At 60.9% G+C, this 16,468-nt stretch carries 15 protein-coding genes and 6 tRNA genes; 12 read left to right on the top strand and 9 right to left on the bottom strand.

Annotated features, from left to right (window positions below; all coding sequences use genetic code 11):
- Positions 1-26: 26 nt before the first annotated feature.
- Entirely contained in the window at positions 27-746 is a 720-nt protein-coding gene (gene sfsA / locus BHD07_RS21070; RefSeq protein ID WP_338282949.1) for a DNA/RNA nuclease SfsA, read from the bottom strand.
- A gap of 20 nt (positions 747-766) precedes the next feature.
- Entirely contained in the window at positions 767-2,602 is a 1,836-nt protein-coding gene (gene phaC / locus BHD07_RS21075; protein WP_338282950.1) for a poly(3-hydroxyalkanoate) polymerase subunit PhaC, read from the bottom strand.
- 211 nt (positions 2,603-2,813) lie between these two features.
- Here phaC and BHD07_RS21080 point away from each other — a divergent pair, with 211 nt between their 5' ends.
- The 4 genes from BHD07_RS21080 to recJ all read left to right on the top strand — a co-directional run bounded on the left by BHD07_RS21080 (position 2,814) and on the right by recJ (position 7,795).
- On the top strand, positions 2,814-3,119 hold the full coding sequence (locus BHD07_RS21080) for an SHOCT domain-containing protein (protein WP_198516793.1): 306 nt from the start codon (positions 2,814-2,816) through the stop codon (positions 3,117-3,119).
- A 123-nt stretch (positions 3,120-3,242) separates the two neighbouring features.
- On the top strand, positions 3,243-4,460 hold the full coding sequence (locus BHD07_RS21085) for an LL-diaminopimelate aminotransferase (protein WP_010969423.1): 1,218 nt from the start codon (positions 3,243-3,245) through the stop codon (positions 4,458-4,460).
- Between the two features lie 80 nt (positions 4,461-4,540).
- A complete protein-coding gene (locus tag BHD07_RS21090) occupies positions 4,541-5,863 on the top strand; it encodes a homoserine dehydrogenase (RefSeq protein ID WP_100673182.1) in 1,323 nt (440 codons plus the stop codon).
- A 129-nt stretch (positions 5,864-5,992) separates the two neighbouring features.
- Positions 5,993-7,795: a single-stranded-DNA-specific exonuclease RecJ gene (gene recJ, locus BHD07_RS21095; protein ID WP_338282952.1), complete on the top strand. Its 1,803-nt coding sequence runs from the start codon at positions 5,993-5,995 to the stop codon at positions 7,793-7,795.
- Positions 7,796-7,868: 73 nt separating this feature from the next.
- On the opposite strand, the gene BHD07_RS21100 is transcribed toward recJ, so the two are convergent.
- The 6 genes from BHD07_RS21100 to BHD07_RS21125 form a co-directional block, all read right to left on the bottom strand.
- A tRNA-Glu gene (locus BHD07_RS21100) sits at positions 7,869-7,944 on the bottom strand.
- A 184-nt stretch (positions 7,945-8,128) separates the two neighbouring features.
- Positions 8,129-8,203 (bottom strand) — tRNA-Glu (locus tag BHD07_RS21105).
- A 57-nt stretch (positions 8,204-8,260) separates the two neighbouring features.
- A tRNA-Glu gene (locus BHD07_RS21110) sits at positions 8,261-8,336 on the bottom strand.
- A gap of 217 nt (positions 8,337-8,553) precedes the next feature.
- Positions 8,554-8,629, bottom strand: a tRNA-Glu gene (locus tag BHD07_RS21115).
- A gap of 161 nt (positions 8,630-8,790) precedes the next feature.
- Entirely contained in the window at positions 8,791-10,104 is a 1,314-nt protein-coding gene (locus BHD07_RS21120; RefSeq protein WP_100673184.1) for a YcbK family protein, read from the bottom strand.
- 391 nt (positions 10,105-10,495) lie between these two features.
- On the bottom strand, positions 10,496-10,936 hold the full coding sequence (locus BHD07_RS21125; RefSeq protein WP_275597880.1) for a VOC family protein: 441 nt from the start codon (positions 10,934-10,936) through the stop codon (positions 10,496-10,498).
- A 196-nt stretch (positions 10,937-11,132) separates the two neighbouring features.
- Here BHD07_RS21125 and BHD07_RS21130 point away from each other — a divergent pair, with 196 nt between their 5' ends.
- From BHD07_RS21130 to BHD07_RS21155, 6 genes are all read left to right on the top strand, one after another.
- Positions 11,133-11,711, top strand: a complete 579-nt coding sequence (locus BHD07_RS21130) for a cold-shock protein (RefSeq protein ID WP_003530922.1) — start codon at positions 11,133-11,135, stop codon at positions 11,709-11,711.
- On the top strand, positions 11,711-12,202 hold the full coding sequence (locus BHD07_RS21135; protein ID WP_018095030.1) for a DUF192 domain-containing protein: 492 nt from the start codon (positions 11,711-11,713) through the stop codon (positions 12,200-12,202). The genes BHD07_RS21130 and BHD07_RS21135 overlap by 1 nt, the downstream gene beginning before the upstream one ends.
- Positions 12,203-12,282: 80 nt before the next feature.
- Positions 12,283-12,359, top strand: a tRNA-Pro gene (locus BHD07_RS21140).
- 52 nt (positions 12,360-12,411) lie between these two features.
- Positions 12,412-12,717 carry an ETC complex I subunit gene (locus BHD07_RS21145; RefSeq protein WP_003530925.1) on the top strand — a complete coding sequence of 102 codons (306 nt, stop codon included), beginning with the start codon at positions 12,412-12,414 and terminating at the stop codon, positions 12,715-12,717.
- Positions 12,718-12,734: 17 nt separating this feature from the next.
- Positions 12,735-12,811 (top strand) — tRNA-Arg (locus BHD07_RS21150).
- A gap of 363 nt (positions 12,812-13,174) precedes the next feature.
- Positions 13,175-14,419, top strand: a complete 1,245-nt coding sequence (locus BHD07_RS21155; protein WP_338282953.1) for a calcium-binding protein — start codon at positions 13,175-13,177, stop codon at positions 14,417-14,419.
- A 169-nt stretch (positions 14,420-14,588) separates the two neighbouring features.
- On the opposite strand, the gene BHD07_RS21160 is transcribed toward BHD07_RS21155, so the two are convergent.
- On the bottom strand, positions 14,589-15,383 hold the full coding sequence (locus BHD07_RS21160; protein WP_338283139.1) for a class I SAM-dependent methyltransferase: 795 nt from the start codon (positions 15,381-15,383) through the stop codon (positions 14,589-14,591).
- Between the two features lie 95 nt (positions 15,384-15,478).
- Between BHD07_RS21160 and BHD07_RS21165 the strand changes: the two genes are divergently transcribed.
- Together BHD07_RS21165 and BHD07_RS21170 are read left to right on the top strand one after the other, a co-directional pair.
- Entirely contained in the window at positions 15,479-15,643 is a 165-nt protein-coding gene (locus BHD07_RS21165; protein WP_018095026.1) for a hypothetical protein, read from the top strand.
- Positions 15,644-15,832: 189 nt separating this feature from the next.
- The gene (locus BHD07_RS21170) at positions 15,833-16,273 is read left to right on the top strand and encodes a YybH family protein (protein ID WP_338282954.1); all 441 of its coding nucleotides are present in this window, start codon (positions 15,833-15,835) and stop codon (positions 16,271-16,273) included.
- Positions 16,274-16,468 lie beyond the last annotated feature (195 nt).

The following is a 16,468-nucleotide window of genomic DNA, read 5'->3' on the forward strand; positions in this document are numbered from 1 at the left end:
CAAATTTCCGTTGTTTCAGGCGATTTTCATAAAACAGCAGGGACCGGTTCGTCCACTACGATCGGTCCTGCCGCCAGGATTTGCGCCGGCGATACCGCGCATTTGACCGCATAGGCCTCGACCCCGCGTGCGGTCGCCCTTTCGAAAGCACGAGCATAGACCGGGTCGAGCTCACGGCAAATGCGGAAGCGACTGCAATCGCCTCTCTGGATAAGATAGAGCATGATCGCGCGGTGTCCCGCCTCGACCATATCGCCCAGTTCCTCGAGATGTTTCGCACCGCGTTGGGTCGGGCTGTCCGGGAATTCGGCCAGACCGCGGACGCGGCTGAAATGGACGTTCTTCACCTCGACATAGGCGAGGCCCTTTTCCGCATCACTGAGCAGAATGTCTATCCTGGAGTTGCGGCCGTATCTCTGCTCGCGCCGGAGCGTGCCGTAGGTGTGAAGATTGCCCACCTGTCCGGCCATGATCGCCTCTTCGGCGATCCGGTTCGGCAATCCGGTGTTGATGCCGACCAGCGTGCCGTCCGCCTCGACGATTTCCAGCATGTGGCGATACTTGCGTGTCGGACTGTCGTGTTCCGAGAGCCAGACCGGCGAGCCCGGTGTGGTCAGGCCACGCATCGAGCCGGTATTCGGGCATGAACCCGTGATTGCCGTTCCATCGGCCAGAATAGCGTCGAAGAGGAAGCGTTTGTAACGCTGCACAAGCGTCGCAGGGACGAGCGGGCGAGGGAAATTCAAGGGGATTGCACTCTCTGCGGTCAGGCGCGCACGCGCACGTAGGAGCCGGGCGCTTCCTCGATGGAATTGAGCGGACCTCCGGCCTTTCGCGCCGGGATCCTGCGTTTGTCGAGCCGTTCGACCCAGCCCTGCCAATGCGGCCACCACGACCCGGCCGATTCCTTTGCCTTACCCATCCAGGTCTCGAGGTCGCCCTTCGGCGCGCCTCCCGTCCAGTATTGATACTTGCTTCGGGCGGGAGGGTTGACGACACCGGCGATGTGCCCGGAGCCGGAGAGCACGAAGGTCACCTTGCCGCCGAAGCTGCTGCTGCCGAGGAAAACCGACTTTGCCGGCGCGATGTGGTCCTCCTTCGTCGCGAGATTGTAGATCGGAATCTTTACGTCGCCGAGGGAGACGCGGCGGCCGGCAAGCACCATCTCGCCCTTGGAGAGCCTGTTCTCGAGATAGCAGTTGCGCAGATAAAAAGAGTGGTTGGCCGCGGGCATTCGCGTCGAATCGGAGTTCCAGTAAAGCAGGTCGAAGGGCAGGGGATCCTGGCCCTTGAGGTAATTGTTGACGAAATAGGGCCAGATCAGTTCCGAAGCCCGGAGCATGTTGAAGGCCGACGCCATCTTCGAGCCTTCGAGGTAGCCGGTGGCGCTCATATTGGCTTCGAGGTGGCGGATCTGGTCGTCGTCCACGAAGACCTTGAGATCGCCGGCGTAGGTGAAATCCACCTGCGTGGTGAAGAGCGTCGCGGAGCGAATGCGGTCGTCGCCTTCCGCGGCATGGAGCGCCAGGGTGGCGGCGAGCAGCGTCCCGCCGACGCAATAGCCGATGGAATTGACTTCGCGCTCGCCGGTTGCCTGCTCGATAATATCCAGCGCGAAACCTATGCCTTCGCGTGCATAGGCTTCCCAATCCTTGGAGGCATGGCGTTCGTCCGGGTTTACCCAGGAGATGACGAAGACCGTGTGGCCCTGGTCGACCGCCCATTTGATGAAGGACTTCTCCGGGTTGAGGTCCAGCACGTAGAATTTGTTGATCCAGGGCGGGCAAATGAGCAACGGCCGCTTCAGCACGGTCTCGGTGCTCGCCTCGTATTGCAGCACCTGGCAGACATCGTTCTGCGCGATCACCTTGCCCGGAGTGATCGCGATGTTCTCTCCGATGGCGAACTTGCTGGTGTCCGTCTGGCGGAGCCGAAGCTCGCCGCGCCCGGCGGCTATGTCTTCCGCCAACATCTGCATGCCTTTCACGAGATTGGCGCCGCTCGACGCCACCGTTTCGCGATAGAGCTGCGGATTGGTCGTGATGAAGTTGGTCGGGGAAAGAGCGCTGGCAATCTGGCGAACGTAGAAGGCCGCCTTGTGGCGGGTATGATCGTCAAGGCCCTCGGCGTCCTTCACCATGCGCTCCGCCCAGTCGGAGGTGACGAAATAGGCCTGGCGGATGAAGTCGAAAAACGGATTCTTCACCCAGTCTTCGTCGGCGAAGCGCTTGTCGTTGCGCTGAAGGTTGGCCGGGTCCTCCACGGCCTCGCCGGCCATGCGGTGGAGCGTCCGCGACCACATATCGAAGAAGCTGCCGAGAAGATGAGTCTGGGCTTCGAGTGTCCGCCGGGGGTCGGAGAGCCAGTATTCCGAGACCTTGGAAAGCGTCTTGACCATATCGGAGACGGGCTCGGCGAAACTATCGGTCTTCTCGCCCGCTTCGCGCGGGGCGAGCCATGCAGAAGCGGCTTTTCCGAGCTGCTCTGCCGCACGAGCCATGTTGATGGCCAGGCTTTCGGGATCCTTGACGATGTAGGGCTCGACAGATTTCGGGTCGAAGCCGGCAAAGCCCGTAGCGCCCTCAGCCTTCTCTGCTGTCACCCGGCGTCCTCCACAGCATCTTGTTTGTTTTGTATTTTTACATTCTGCCCGAAAATGATTACAAGGGCTACTGCATGTTCCCGTGATCGTAGCCGGTCGAAGGACAAAAACATGCAGCAGATCAAAGTGCTACAGCGACCTTTGTGCGTCCCGGGAGACGCGCGGCGCTGTAGCGCATCGTTGCGCCGCAGAAACAGAGGTCATCGCCAGCATGCTTGCCGTCGGAAAACAGCGTTCGCTTTCTTGGATGTCCGCACTGATTCTCGCAGGCGTGCTCGCGGGCTGCAATTCGACGGCGGACCTTGCCACCTATCCTTCGGTTTACGGTCAAAAGCCTGCCGCCATGCAGCAGATGACCAATGAGGAGGCGCTGAACATGCAGGGGCAGTTGACCGCACTTGCCGGGCAGCGCCGGTCCGGCGCGATCTCCGAAGCCGAGTACCGGCGTCGCCTGAAGGAATTGCAGGTTCTGGCCGAGCAGCACGGTGCCGACACGCTGAAACAGATCGAGAATTAGCGCTTGCCTTTCTCGTGTTTTGGACGCAAAGCGTTGAATGGCCGCGATGGCGGCCGTTCACCCCGCGCATGTCGAGCGAAGAGCCCAAGGGCTGCAAAGACGCGCGCCAAATGAGGTCTGGAGATGGAAGAGTTTCATAAAGTCCGGCGTTTGCCGCCCTACGTTTTCGAACAGGTCAACCGTTTGAAAGCGAGCGCGCGAGCGGCCGGTGCTGACATCATCGACCTCGGTATGGGCAATCCGGATCTTCCGACCCCGCAGTCAATCGTGGACAAGCTGTGCGAAGTCGTCCAGGACCCGCGGACGCATCGTTATTCGTCATCGAAGGGCATTCCCGGGCTGCGCCGTGCGCAGGCCGCCTATTATGCACGCCGCTTCGGCGTCAAGCTCAATCCCGAGACGCAGGTCGTCGCGACCCTCGGCTCCAAGGAAGGCTTCGCCAACATGGCGCAGGCCATTACCGCACCCGGCGACGTCGTCCTCTGCCCGAATCCGACCTATCCGATCCACGCCTTCGGGTTCCTGATGGCAGGCGGCGTCATCCGCTCGATTTCGGTCGAGCCGGACGAGAGCTTTTTCCCGCCGCTCGAGCGTGCGGTCCGGCACTCGATCCCGAAGCCGCTGGCGCTGATCCTCAACTACCCGTCCAATCCAACGGCGCAGGTCGCGACGCTCGATTTCTACAAGGATGTCATCGCCTTTGCGAAGAAGCACGACATCATCGTGTTGTCGGATCTCGCCTATTCGGAAATCTACTTCGACGACGCACCGCCGCCCTCGGTTCTGGAAGTGCCGGGTGCAACCGATGTGACCGTCGAATTCACCTCGATGTCGAAGACCTTCTCCATGCCCGGCTGGCGCATGGGCTTCGCCGTCGGCAACGAGCGACTGATCGCGGCGCTGACGCGCGTGAAGTCCTATCTGGACTATGGCGCATTCACCCCGATTCAGGTAGCTGCGACGCAGGCACTGAATGGTGACGGCAGCGATATCGCCGAGGTGCGCGCCATCTACAAGCGGCGCCGCGACGTCATGGTGGAAAGCTTCGGCAAGGCCGGTTTCGAGGTTCCGCCGCCGCCGGCGACGATGTTCGCCTGGGCGAAAATCCCCGAGAAGTTCCGCCATCTCGGCTCGCTCGAGTTCTCCAAGCTTCTCGTCGAGAAAGCGGATGTCGCCGTTGCTCCGGGCATCGGCTTCGGCGAGCAGGGCGACGACTATGTTCGTCTCGCTCTGGTGGAGAACGAACACCGGATCCGCCAGGCCGCGCGCAATATCAAGCGCTTCCTTTCTTCGGCGGACGAGACGATGCACAACGTCATCTCGCTCAACGCGCATCGGTAAGGAGCCGGGCTGTGCCCGTTTCCGCACCCAAATTGCCCCGCCTGGTCTGGCGGGGCGCCTCTACGTGTTAGGAACTTGCTATGGCAGATGCCCTCAAAATCGGCATTGCGGGCTTGGGGACCGTCGGTGCCTCGCTCGTGCGGATTCTCCAGGATCGTCATGAGACGATGGCGACCACATGCGGCAGGGCGATCGAGATTACGGCCGTAGCGGCAAGAGACCGGGCGAAAGATCGGGGCGTGAAGCTTTCGGACATCGCCTGGTTCGACGACGCAGTTTCCCTGGCGTCTGAAGCAGACATCGACGTCTTTGTCGAACTGATGGGCGGCGCCGGAGACCCGGCCTATTCTTGCGTGAAGGCAGCGCTCACGCGCGGCGTCCATGTGGTGACCGCCAATAAGGCGCTTCTGGCAGCACATGGTGTCGAACTGGCGGAAATTGCCGAGAAGCATGGCGCACTTCTGAATTACGAAGCTGCGGTCGCCGGCGGCATTCCCGTCATCAAGGCGCTTCGCGAGTCGATGACCGGCAACACGATCTCGCGCGTCTACGGCATCATGAACGGCACATGCAATTACATCCTGACGAAGATGGAGAGGGAGGGTCTCTCCTTCGAGGAATGCCTCAAGGAGGCTCAGCGGCTCGGCTATGCCGAGGCCGATCCGGCCTTCGACATCGAGGGCAACGACACCGCGCACAAACTCTCGATCCTGACGAGCCTTGCCTTCGGCACCGCGATTGCTGCCGACGACATCTATCTCGAGGGCATCACCAACATCTCGATCGAAGATATCCAGGCGGCTTCCGACCTCGGTTACCGCATCAAGCTTCTCGGAGTCGCCCAGCGAACCGATAGCGGCATAGAGCAGCGCGTCCATCCGACCATGGTACCTCACGACACCGTCATCGCGCAGGTCGACGGGGTGACCAATGCGGTTGCGATCGAATCCGACATTCTTGGAGAGCTTCTGATGGTGGGCCCGGGCGCTGGCGGGGACGCGACCGCATCGGCCGTGCTCGGCGATATCGCCGACATCGCCAAGAGCCGACCCGGCGCGCAGCACGTGCCGGCATTCGGCCGTCCGGCGAAGGCGCTGTTGCCCTATAAGCGCGCCCGGATGCAGAGCCATGAGGGCGGCTATTTTATCCGGTTGAAAGTGGTCGACCGCACGGGCGTCTTCGCCAATGTGGCGAAGCACATGGCGGAAAACGACATCTCGCTGGAATCGATCATGCAGCATTCCAAGCACTATGCCGACCCGGCCGAGCCGAAGACGATCATCCTCGTCACGCATGCGACATCAGAGGCTTCCGTCCGCAAAGCGATCGTCTCGATCAAGAGCGAGGGCTATCTCGTCGGCGAGCCGCAGGTTATCAGGATCGAGCGTCCGAAGGCCTGGTGACCGCGCGTCCTCATCAAATCTGTTGAGAAGCCGCTGCGACCGGCGACTTGCGGGCCGAACTGCACCCCCGCCGGTTTTTCAGTGCCGAAATCTTCGCTAAGAACGGAGGGACTTCGGGCGGGTAGACAGATGGACGTTTTGGCGGATCCGATCCAGCGGGCATTTCTCGGCGTTGAACGCTCGGTCAGCGGTCAGCGCTGGGTATCGCGCCTCGATCAGGCGGGCCAGAACCGTGCCCTGGCCATCAGTCAGATCCACGGCTATTCCGAACTCATCGCGCGCGTGCTTGCCGGGCGTGGCGTCGGACTGGACGACGCGTCGGCATTCCTCGAGCCGACGTTGCGCGCACTGATGCCTGACCCCGACACCCTGACCGACGGCCGCAAGGCGGCCGAGCGGCTCGCGGATGCCATTCGTCGCCGCGAGAAGGTGGTGATCTTCGGGGATTACGATGTCGATGGTGCGGCCTCGTCCGCGCTCATGGCGCGTTTCCTGCGGCATTTCGATATCACCGCCGAGATCTATATTCCCGACCGCATTTTCGAGGGTTACGGTCCGAACCCGCAGGCGATCGATCAATTGATCGATCGGGGCGCCGAACTGATCGTCACGGTCGACTGTGGCTCGACGAGCCATGAAGCCCTGGCGGTGGCGGCAGAGCGCAGGACCGATGTCGTGGTCATCGACCACCATCAGGTCGGCTCGGTGCTGCCGCCGTGTCACGCCCTGGTGAATCCCAACCGGGAGGACGACCTGTCGGGGCAGGGCCATCTCTGCGCTGCGGGCGTCGTCTATCTGGTACTGGTCAATACATTGCGCGTGCTCCGCCTCAGGGGCGACCCGCGCGCGGCATCCTTCGACCTCCTGTCGCTGCTCGACCTGGTGGCGCTTGCGACCGTCTGCGACGTGGTGCCGCTCAAAGGCCTGAACCGGGCCTATGTCGTCAAGGGCCTGCTTGCCGCGCGGCACATGGGCAATGCGGGTCTCGCCGCACTCTTGCGCAAGGCGGCGATCGGCGGACCCGTGACGCCCTATCATCTCGGCTTCCTGCTTGGCCCGCGGATCAATGCCGGCGGGCGAATCGGCGACGCTGCGCTCGGCAGTCGTCTGCTGACCCTCGACGATGCCGCGGCGGCGGAAATCATCGCCACCCAGCTCGATGAACTCAATCGCGATCGCCAGGCGATGGAGGCGGCGATGCTTGCGGAGGCGGAAGCCGAGGTGCTGGCGGAATACGGAACGGGCGAGGGCGCGTCGGTGATCGTCACTGCCCGGCAGAACTGGCACCCTGGGATCGTCGGCCTCATTGCGGCACGCATCAAGGAGAAATTCCGCCGGCCGGCTTTTGCGATTGCGTTCGATCCGAACGGCCGCGGAACCGGATCCGGCCGTTCGATCAACGGTTTCGACATGGGGCGGCTCGTCCGTGCGGCCGTCGACAACGGCCTGCTGGTCAAAGGCGGGGGACATGCAATGGCCGCCGGGCTGACGGTAGAGCGCGGTAAGCTCGGCCAGCTTCGGCAATTCTTCGAAGAGCGCGCCGAAACTGCCGTTCGCGATCTCGTCGCCGTCCAAACGCTCAAGGTCGATGGCGCACTGGCAGCGGCCGGGGCGACGCTCGACCTCGTCGATCTTCTCGACCAGGCGGGACCCTATGGCTCCGGCCATCCGCAGCCGCTCTTTGCCTTCCCGCAACATCGACTGCGCGATAGCCGTCAGGTCGGGGCCAACCACGTGAAGGTGACGCTCGAGGGGCACGACGGCAGCCGCATGGAAGGCATCGCCTTCCGCGCGACGGAGACGCCGCTCGGCGATTTCCTGCTCGGCAACCGCGGCGCCACCGTTCATGTCGCGGGTTCCGTGTCAGCGGATCTGTGGCAGGGGACACGCAAGGTTCAACTGCGCGTGACGGACGCCGCGAAAGCAAATTAAACGCCGAGGCGGCGCCAACGGGTGTAGCCGACTCAGAGACTTACGGACTTTTCTTAAAGACTTTGAAGAGGAATGGCACGCCCAACGGGAATCGAACCCGTGTTTCCGCCGTGAAAGGGCGGCGTCCTAGACCGCTAGACGATGGGCGCCTGCTGCAGCGATTTTGTGCGTCTGAAAGGCGCACGCGCTGTAAGACAAGGCGGCTTATAGAGAGCGCTTCGGATTCTCGCAAGAGACCGCGGGCGGTAAATTTCGATTTTTCCTGGGAAAAGATCGGGAGCAGACGCAAGCGCTATTCGGAAGCGAAATGATGCGCGCGCAAGGTGAGGAAAATGGTACGCCCAACGGGACTCGAACCCGTGTTACCGCCGTGAGAGGGCGGCGTCCTGACCGCTAGACGATGGGCGCCTGCTGGTGACGATCAGCACCATACTATGAAAAACATGAAATAGAAAAGAGGTGGAATGGCACGCCCAACGGGAATCGAACCCGTGTTTCCGCCGTGAAAGGGCGGCGTCCTAGACCGCTAGACGATGGGCGCCTGCTGCAGCAAGCCTGGCGCCTCTGAAAAGACGCAAGTCGCTGTAAGACAAGGCGGCTTATAGAGAGGGCATCGGATTCATGCAAGTGATGTAAGGCGATTATTTTGCTTTTTCGGCAAGAGATCCGCGCAGGTCAACTCGATCCTATGGTGACGCAAAGCAAAGACGTCCCATCCACATACAAGGCGAAGTATCCACAAGTATAAGAGGAGAAATTGGCACGCCCAACGGGAATCGAACCCGTGTTTCCGCCGTGAAAGGGCGGCGTCCTAGACCGCTAGACGATGGGCGCCTGCTGCAGCAAGCCTTGTGCCTCTGAAAAGACGCAAGTCGCTGTAAGACGAGGCGGCTTATAGAGAGGGCTTCGGATTCCCGCAAGTGGCAGTTTTCATTTTTTCCGGGAAAAATCACCGCTGATCACGATGGGCCTTGTTAACAGGGAGCGATCGCCGATCAGCCTTTGCGACGGCGACAGCGCCAGTTCCAGTCGCGCTGGGGACCGATGTCGATATGGACGGAGTTGGTATGGCAGTAGGTGCCGACGCCGCCCCGGCCGGGAACGTTGCGCAGGAAATTCGCGAGCTCCCACTTGCTGACGCCCGCCACCTGGATGTCCGCCGCCTCGCAGCGCGTATGAAGGGACTGGCGCTTGCGGTTGACCTTGATGGCGCGCAGGCCCGATGTGACCATGACTTTGCGGCCGTAATGACCTTCGACCGTCTTCAGGATGTCGAGAAGCTGCGGTTTGAAACAGCCCGTTTCCACCTTCTCCGTTTGCAGGATGAGGCCGCTCGGCGTGAGTCGGGCAAGGCCCGAGAGGTTCGCCACTTCCACGGGCGCGTCGTCCTCGTCAGCCTCGTGCGCTTCGTGTTCCATGCTGAAAAGCGGGTTCATGTTGACGCCGGGCAGTGACGTATAGGCGAGGGAAGCGACCTGCGGCTGTCCCGCATTGCTTGCGGTAATCGTTTTCTTCTCGCCTGCCGGCACAGCGCGTGTCGATTCGGCCCGCTGTTTTTCCCTGCGCTTCGGCGCAAACAGGCTTGCGAGGGTCCAGGTCTTCTTCGTCTCTTGAGTCTCTTTCTCACCGTGGTCGGAGCCCGCCGGCTGGGTGGCATCCGCCGGCGTCCGCGAGGCGACTTCGACCGGCTGCAGGGCGGCCGCCGTCGCACCTGATAGTGCGGCCTGCGCGCTCAAAGGCAACGGAACGGCCGCGGGCGTATCCCTTTCGCCGGTGGCTGCCGGCGTTGCGGCAGCAATCGCTTCGTTTGTCGCGGGAGCTTCGCCTGCCGCGCCCTGTTGCGGTTGAATCACCGGTTGAGCCTCGGACTGTCCGTTGCTGAAGAGACTATTGGCCTTGGCATTCATCGTCGGCGATGCGACGGCCGACGGTGCTGCCGTCGGCTGGCTGCTTGGGTCCGGCCGCGCCTCGGCGGACGGTCCTGCCGGCGATTGCCCGTAGATGCTCGATGTTGTCGCGCGCAGCGCAGTGCCCTGCATGGCCAGACCGGGCTGCATGGCGGCGCTGTTCTGGCCCGCTTCACCGTCGGGCACCTGCGCCGTCGCGCCGGCGCCAGCCTCTTGCTCGTCCCGCATCGTCTCCTCGGATGCGGCCGGCGCTGCTTCAGCCACCTGTTGGGAATTGAGCGGGCTGATCGTCTCATTGTCGGCGACTGCCGACACACAGCTCGCCAGTGCCAGAAGCGATACGGATAATGCTGCGGCGCGTCCGATCGTCAGGAGACTGTATCCTGGTTCCAGATGTTGCAACGCCTTTTCCCCGCTCTCCGTGCATGCGGGTTGCTTTGCACCGCGCACACAACACGTTCCGATTCCGAATACGCTCCGGAACGGCACAACAATTTCACGCGGAGGGCGCTAGGCTCCCCACGGGAAAGGTCAGGCAAGTATAGGGCTATCCCCGCAAGTGACGACGAAGCAGAGCCCCGTTTCAACGTCTGCGCGGCAAGGTAATGAACGCCGCGTGTTTTGTAAACCTGCACCAACCTATTTCAGCTTCGCAAAATATAAGCGAAAGCCCGGCAATAGCCGGGCCTGAAGATCATCCGCTGTTCTATTGATCCTCTTGCGCCGGCCGGTGCCGCGCCGCTCGGCAGGGCCGGCGACGGCTGACGATTAGCCGGTGGCAATTGTGCGAGGCTTACCAGACACCCGTATTGGCCATGGAAGCCCAGGGTTCCTGAGCCGGCAGGTGCTCGCCTTTTTGCAGGATCTCGATCGAGATGCCGTCCGGCGACCGGACGAAGGCCATGTGGCCGTCGCGCGGCGGGCGATTGATCGTAACGCCGTTGTCCATCAGATCCCTGCAGAACGCGTAGATGTCGTCGACCTCATAGGCGAGGTGGCCGAAATTACGCCCGCCGGCATATTCCTCGGAATCCCAATTATAGGTGAGCTCCAGGCAGGGCGCGGCTTCCTCCTTGGCGCGGTCGAGATCGCCGGGCGCCGCGAGAAAAACGAGCGTGAAGCGGCCTTTCTCGTTGTCGTATCGGCGAATCTCCTGGAGCCCGAAAAGCTTGCAATAAAAATGAAGAGCCTGGTCGAGGTCTTTGACGCGAACCATCGTATGCAGATACCGCATTGGAGAATGTCCCTGTTTCGTGGAAGATGGCGTATAGTGAGGCGACGGCAAGCCAGACGCAAGGCTGCATGCCTATAAACGTCTCAGGTCAAAATATGTCGAGGGGCTTGCACACGCGCAGCGGGACGATGTTATTCTGGCCCATAAGAATCAGTTAACCGTATCGAAGTGTTGCGCGTAACGAGGGGCTGCGAGAATGGCTGACAGGACATCTTCGAAAGACGTCATCCATAATGGCGAATTCGGTAACGACGCGCTTGATCTCATCGAAATTACCGGGGTCATAAAGTGGTTCGACGTTGCCAAGGGATTCGGCTTCATCGTTCCGGACAACGGCATGCAGGACGTTTTGCTGCATGTGACCTGCCTCAGACGCGACGGATATCAGACCGTTCTGGAAGGTGCCCGGGTCGTCGCTCTCATTCAGAAGCGGGATCGTGGCTACCAGGCCTTCCGCATCCTCTCGATGGACCAATCGACGGCCGTTCACCCCTCCCAGCTGCCACCGGTCAGAACGCATGTTCAAGTCACACCGACGAGCGGCCTCGAACGTGTGCTCGTGAAGTGGTTCAACCGAACCAAGGGATTCGGCTTCCTGACGCGCGGGGAGGGCACCGAAGACATTTTCGTGCATATGGAAACGCTGCGCCGCTTTGGCCTGACGGAGCTGAGGCCCGGCCAAGTGGTACTCTGCCGCTTCGGGGACGGGGAGAAGGGCCTGATGGCTGCGGAGATCCATCCCGACGGGCCGACGCCGACCACGCGGTCGCACTGATGCCCGGAGTCGTCGGCATAGCTGCAAGAAGCGCCCTGACGGCGCTTTTTTTGTTGTCGCTGCTCGTTGCCTCGGCCATGGCCGAGGTTTCCTTTGCCAAGGAGCGGGTGCGGCTGATAACGGCGAGCGGACGCACGCATGACCTTACCGTCGAGCTCGCGACCCAGCCGGATCAGCGGGAGCAGGGGCTGATGTATCGCCGGCAGATGGCGCCGGATCACGGCATGCTGTTCGATTTCGGCGAGACGCGGCCGGTGATGATGTGGATGAAGAACACCTATCTGCCGCTCGACATGCTCTTCATCGCGCGTGACGGCGTCATCCGTACCATCCATGAGAACGCGGTTCCGCATTCCGAAGCCATTATCGATTCCAGGGAACCGGTGGCGTACGTGCTCGAGCTTAATGCCGGAACCGTGAAGCGACTCGGCATCAGCCCCGGCGACAGGCTCGAAGGCGCGGGACTTCCGGCCGCGGAGCGGGCGAACTGAAGCATTCGCCGGCTCCGCGCCAGCCTCGAAATTTGCTGTTGCAGCCGCAGGGCGAAGCGTGTATCTCCGCCTTCGTGGTGCGGAGTGTAGCGCAGTCTGGTAGCGCATCTGGTTTGGGACCAGAGGGTCGGGAGTTCGAATCTCTCCACTCCGACCATCCAATCACGTGAAAACATTGATCTCTTGGTCAACGGGAGCTGTTAAGAACAATGTCCGCGAAGATCTATCGCCCCGCAAAGACAGCAATGCAGTCCGGCAAGGCCAAGACGCATCTGTGGGTGCTGGAGTTCGATCAGGAAAGACCGCGCACGATCGACCCGATCATGGGCTACACGAGTTCCGCCGACACCCGGCAGCAGGTTCGCCTGACCTTCGAGAGTGCTGAGCAGGCGATCGCCTATGCCGAGCGCAACGGCATCGAGTATCGCGTGATCGCGCCCAAGGATGCGGCTCGCAAGAATGTTTCCTATTCGGACAATTTCCGTTTCAACCGGATGCAGCCCTGGACCCATTGAGGCTCACGTGCTGAGACGGCCCCTTAGCTCAGCTGGATAGAGCACCTGCCTTCTAAGCAGGTTGTCGCAGGTTCGAGTCCTGCAGGGGTCGCCAAACCACCCTCTAAGTCATTGATTCTAGTTCAGGTGCGACCGGTCGGGGTCATAGGTGCGACCTACATTCTGTTCGCAAGGCGTTCCGAGGCTGCCTTGGCGCTTTTTTTCCGCTTCTTTCGTGTAGATCTCGGCCATTGCGAGTCGAGCCCAGCCTTACATCGCCATCAACTCATGAGCCTTTGCGCTCTCGTCGGCGGCTATAGGACTCTGTCCGCAAATCAGGACTGGCCATATCAACCAAGTGGTCTAGTCCATCCGCCCGAATAGTCTCTTTCGGTTTGAGGCCTTAGAAACTTGGCAGGTAGCGCTATGCTTACTCACGTCATGAGCGCTCTGCCGTCGCCCACCCGGAGGGGATAGAATGCTTTTACGCGGAACAAGCTTGGCCGACATCATCCGTGGTCTTTTTGGCAACAACGAGATTTGGGGTTATGCAGGCGACGATTATCTCTACGGCGGGCAGGGCGATGATAAGCTCTACGGTGGCGATGGCCACGATAATGTCGAGGGCGGCGCCGGCAACGACTATCTCTCCGGCGGTCTCGGCGACGATAAACTCTACGGTGGCGATGGCAACGACTATATCGAGGGCGGTGCCGGGAATGACTATGCCGAAGGTGGCGATGGCGACGATCGATTCAAAGGTGGGGCTGGGAACGACACGTTCTTTGGCGGACGAGGAAACGACATTTCCGATGGTGGAGATGGCAACGACACGTTGCATGGCGGTGAAGGCCATGACCACTTTCTGGGTGGCCGTGGTAACGATGTAATCTACGGTGGCAATGGCGAAGAGTATATTGATGCTGGTGATGGTGACGACATCATCTTCGCGGGCGCGGGAAATGACGGCTTCAATAACCGCGTGAACCCTGCAACTGGGAAATTGACGCAGCAGGCGGTCAGCGGCGGCGCAGGCAATGATATAATTTATGGCGAAGGCGGCGATGACGCCCTTAAGGGCCAGTCGGGGAACGACCGTATGTACGGCGGGAGCGGAAACGACATCGTCGATGGCGGTAACGGTGACAATTACCTGGACGGCGGCGACGGCGATGATGTGTTGGATTCGGAAGGGGGGACCGATGAAGCGTATGGCGGTAGAGGCAATGACAGAATTTCCGTGGGGGCGGGCAACGATCGGGCGTTCGGGGATGACGGAGATGACATTCTCACAGGCGGCGCCGGCGACGATGATCTGAGTGGCGGCAACGGTCATGATCGCCTGGTCGGCGGGGCGGGAAATGACACCCTCTATGGCGACGCTGGCGGAGACACAATCTCTGGCGATGGGGGAAGGGACGTACTCTGGGGCGGAGCCGACGCCGACCGCTTTGTCTTTCGAGGGCCGACGGTACTGACGGATCGGGATTCGGTGATGGACTTTCAGGATGGTCTCGACATGTTTGTCATCGAGAAGCTTGGGGTTAAATTGTATTCCAATACTGGCGCGGCAGGTACGATCTACGCGTACGATACCGCTGGCGGTGACGTGCTGGTGAAGGGCTTTGATTCCGGTGGACGCGAGTTTTCAATTCTCGTTGACGATCAGAACGGCCTTATCACCGCTACCAGTTTCTCGAGCGCGGACTTCATCTTCGCATAAGCACTCAAAAGGGGTGCCGCCAAAGCTGCCCTCTTTCGATCCAGTCTGTGACGCATCCCGGATTTCTCCAGCAGCGACGAAGACCCGCCGAAGTTCGTTTACGGCAACGAGAATGGCTGGATAGCTGGGCTCTCTAACGATCCGTCCGATTGCAGGGGCGCGTGACCTGTCAGGCACTGCGTTCGGCCCGGATCATGAGCAGGAATGCGGCCAGATCGCGCCATCTGATGAAACGAGGTGCGAGTTCGCATGCCTCCGCCGTCGGCTGCGGCTCGCGGACTTCGACGATACGAAACCCGGCATCAGCGACGCCGTTGAGATATTCGCCGATAGTGCGGGGAAAGCGTGGCACCTCAAACGGTACGACGTCATCGTCGCTCGGTCGGTCGCCAAAGCGCCATCTCTCGACGAAATCGGTTTGATCGAAATAGCGCGACACCACCAGCCCCGTCGCCCTCCCGTCGCCCTCCTTCTGCCATCGCAACCCGGGAGTAATGAAACAGGGGTGCAGGATGCTGAAGGCGATAAACCCGCCGGGGCGCAGCAACCTGAATGCCTCACGCATGGCGGCTGGGAAGTCCGGCCCATCCATCAATGCCATGGTTGAGACGACGGCATCGAAGGAGGCATCCTCGAAACCGGTGTTCTGGCTATAAGATTTAATCGCGTAGTGGATGCCGAGCGGCTGCTGCTCTTCAATTGCGCGAGCATGGCGGATCATCTGCTCCGAAAGATCGATGCCGGTCATTCGAGCGCCCATTGCGGCGAACCGCCTCGTATTGGAAGCTTCGCCGCAGCCGAAGTCGATCACGTCCAAGCCGCTGATTGAGGGAAGGAAGGCCAGGAATGCCGGGAGCGTGAATAGGTCTCGATAGGTATCGTAACCCTGTCGAACATCATGTGCCCATTGATCGGCATTGTCGTTCCATCGGGCCGCAACGTCCGCCTCCGATAACTGGGTCACGCTGTGCTCCTTTTTGGGGATACGATTTGTCCGTGTTTGTTTCGAACAAGCCGGCAACAGTATGATACTACGTCCACCGCTGAGAAGAGGACCACATGAGCGACGACAAAATCATTAAATTCGAGCGACGGAAATCGAAGCCGCAGCCGAGAGCGGTCGCTCCAGTGCGGCGGAAGGCGCTTACCTGGCTGGCCGTTATAGCCGGGCTGGTCCTGGTGTGGGCGTACTACCAGTTCATCGCGCCGCCGAGCATGCCATAAGCGGCGCCTCGTTGGGGCAGGCTTCGACCTCATCCGACCACAAAGGAAGCCGACGGCCCGGCGACCCTGCTTCGAAATCAGCCCAATCATCGCCACCCGAATGGGTAGGTTAACACCCCGGCAATCGGAGCGTATTCTTCTGTAAGACGGCATCTACATTCCATGCCGCCATCCTTTTGGGAGGATGCCATGGCTAGACTTCTGACTGCCATGTTCGTCGCGTTCGGCATTTGCCTCTTTTCGCTCGCCTCTGCCAAGGCCGACCCCGGCGACGACGTAAAGGCCGCCTACTCGGCGTGGGACGCAGCATTCAACAATGCGGACGCAAAAGCCATCGCGGCGTTCTACACGGACGACGCTATTTTCTTGCCTGCCACCCATGACGTGATCAAGGGGCCCGCCGGCGTCGAGAAATTCTTTGGCGGAATCTTCGGCATGGGCGTGACGGGTCACAAGCTTGAATTGATCGAGGCGCAAGGCGAGGGCAACCTGCTGATCGGCACAGCGAAATGGTCGGCCAAGGGCAAAGACGCCAAAGGTGCCGATCAGCCATGGGCTGGGGTGGCAACCCATGTCTTTGAGAAACAGGCAGACGGCAGCCTGAAACTCAGAGTGCACATCTTCAACTGACAGATCCACGTCTCCCGGGAAGCCAAGAGGGATAGTGAACTATCTTGCAAATGGCCTGCGGCTTCTTTGGGGCCGCCGGCAGCCACGACGGGTTCCGACCGCCGGGGCGATGATCGACCCGGTAGGCGGCGCCTCCGGTTCCCGCTCGACGGCAAGTATGCTCATCACGATAGAGATGAGCACGAGTATGAGCAC

Source organism: Sinorhizobium sp. KGO-5 (assembly GCF_036245905.1).
Taxonomy (GTDB): Bacteria; Pseudomonadota; Alphaproteobacteria; order Rhizobiales; family Rhizobiaceae; genus Sinorhizobium; species Sinorhizobium meliloti_A.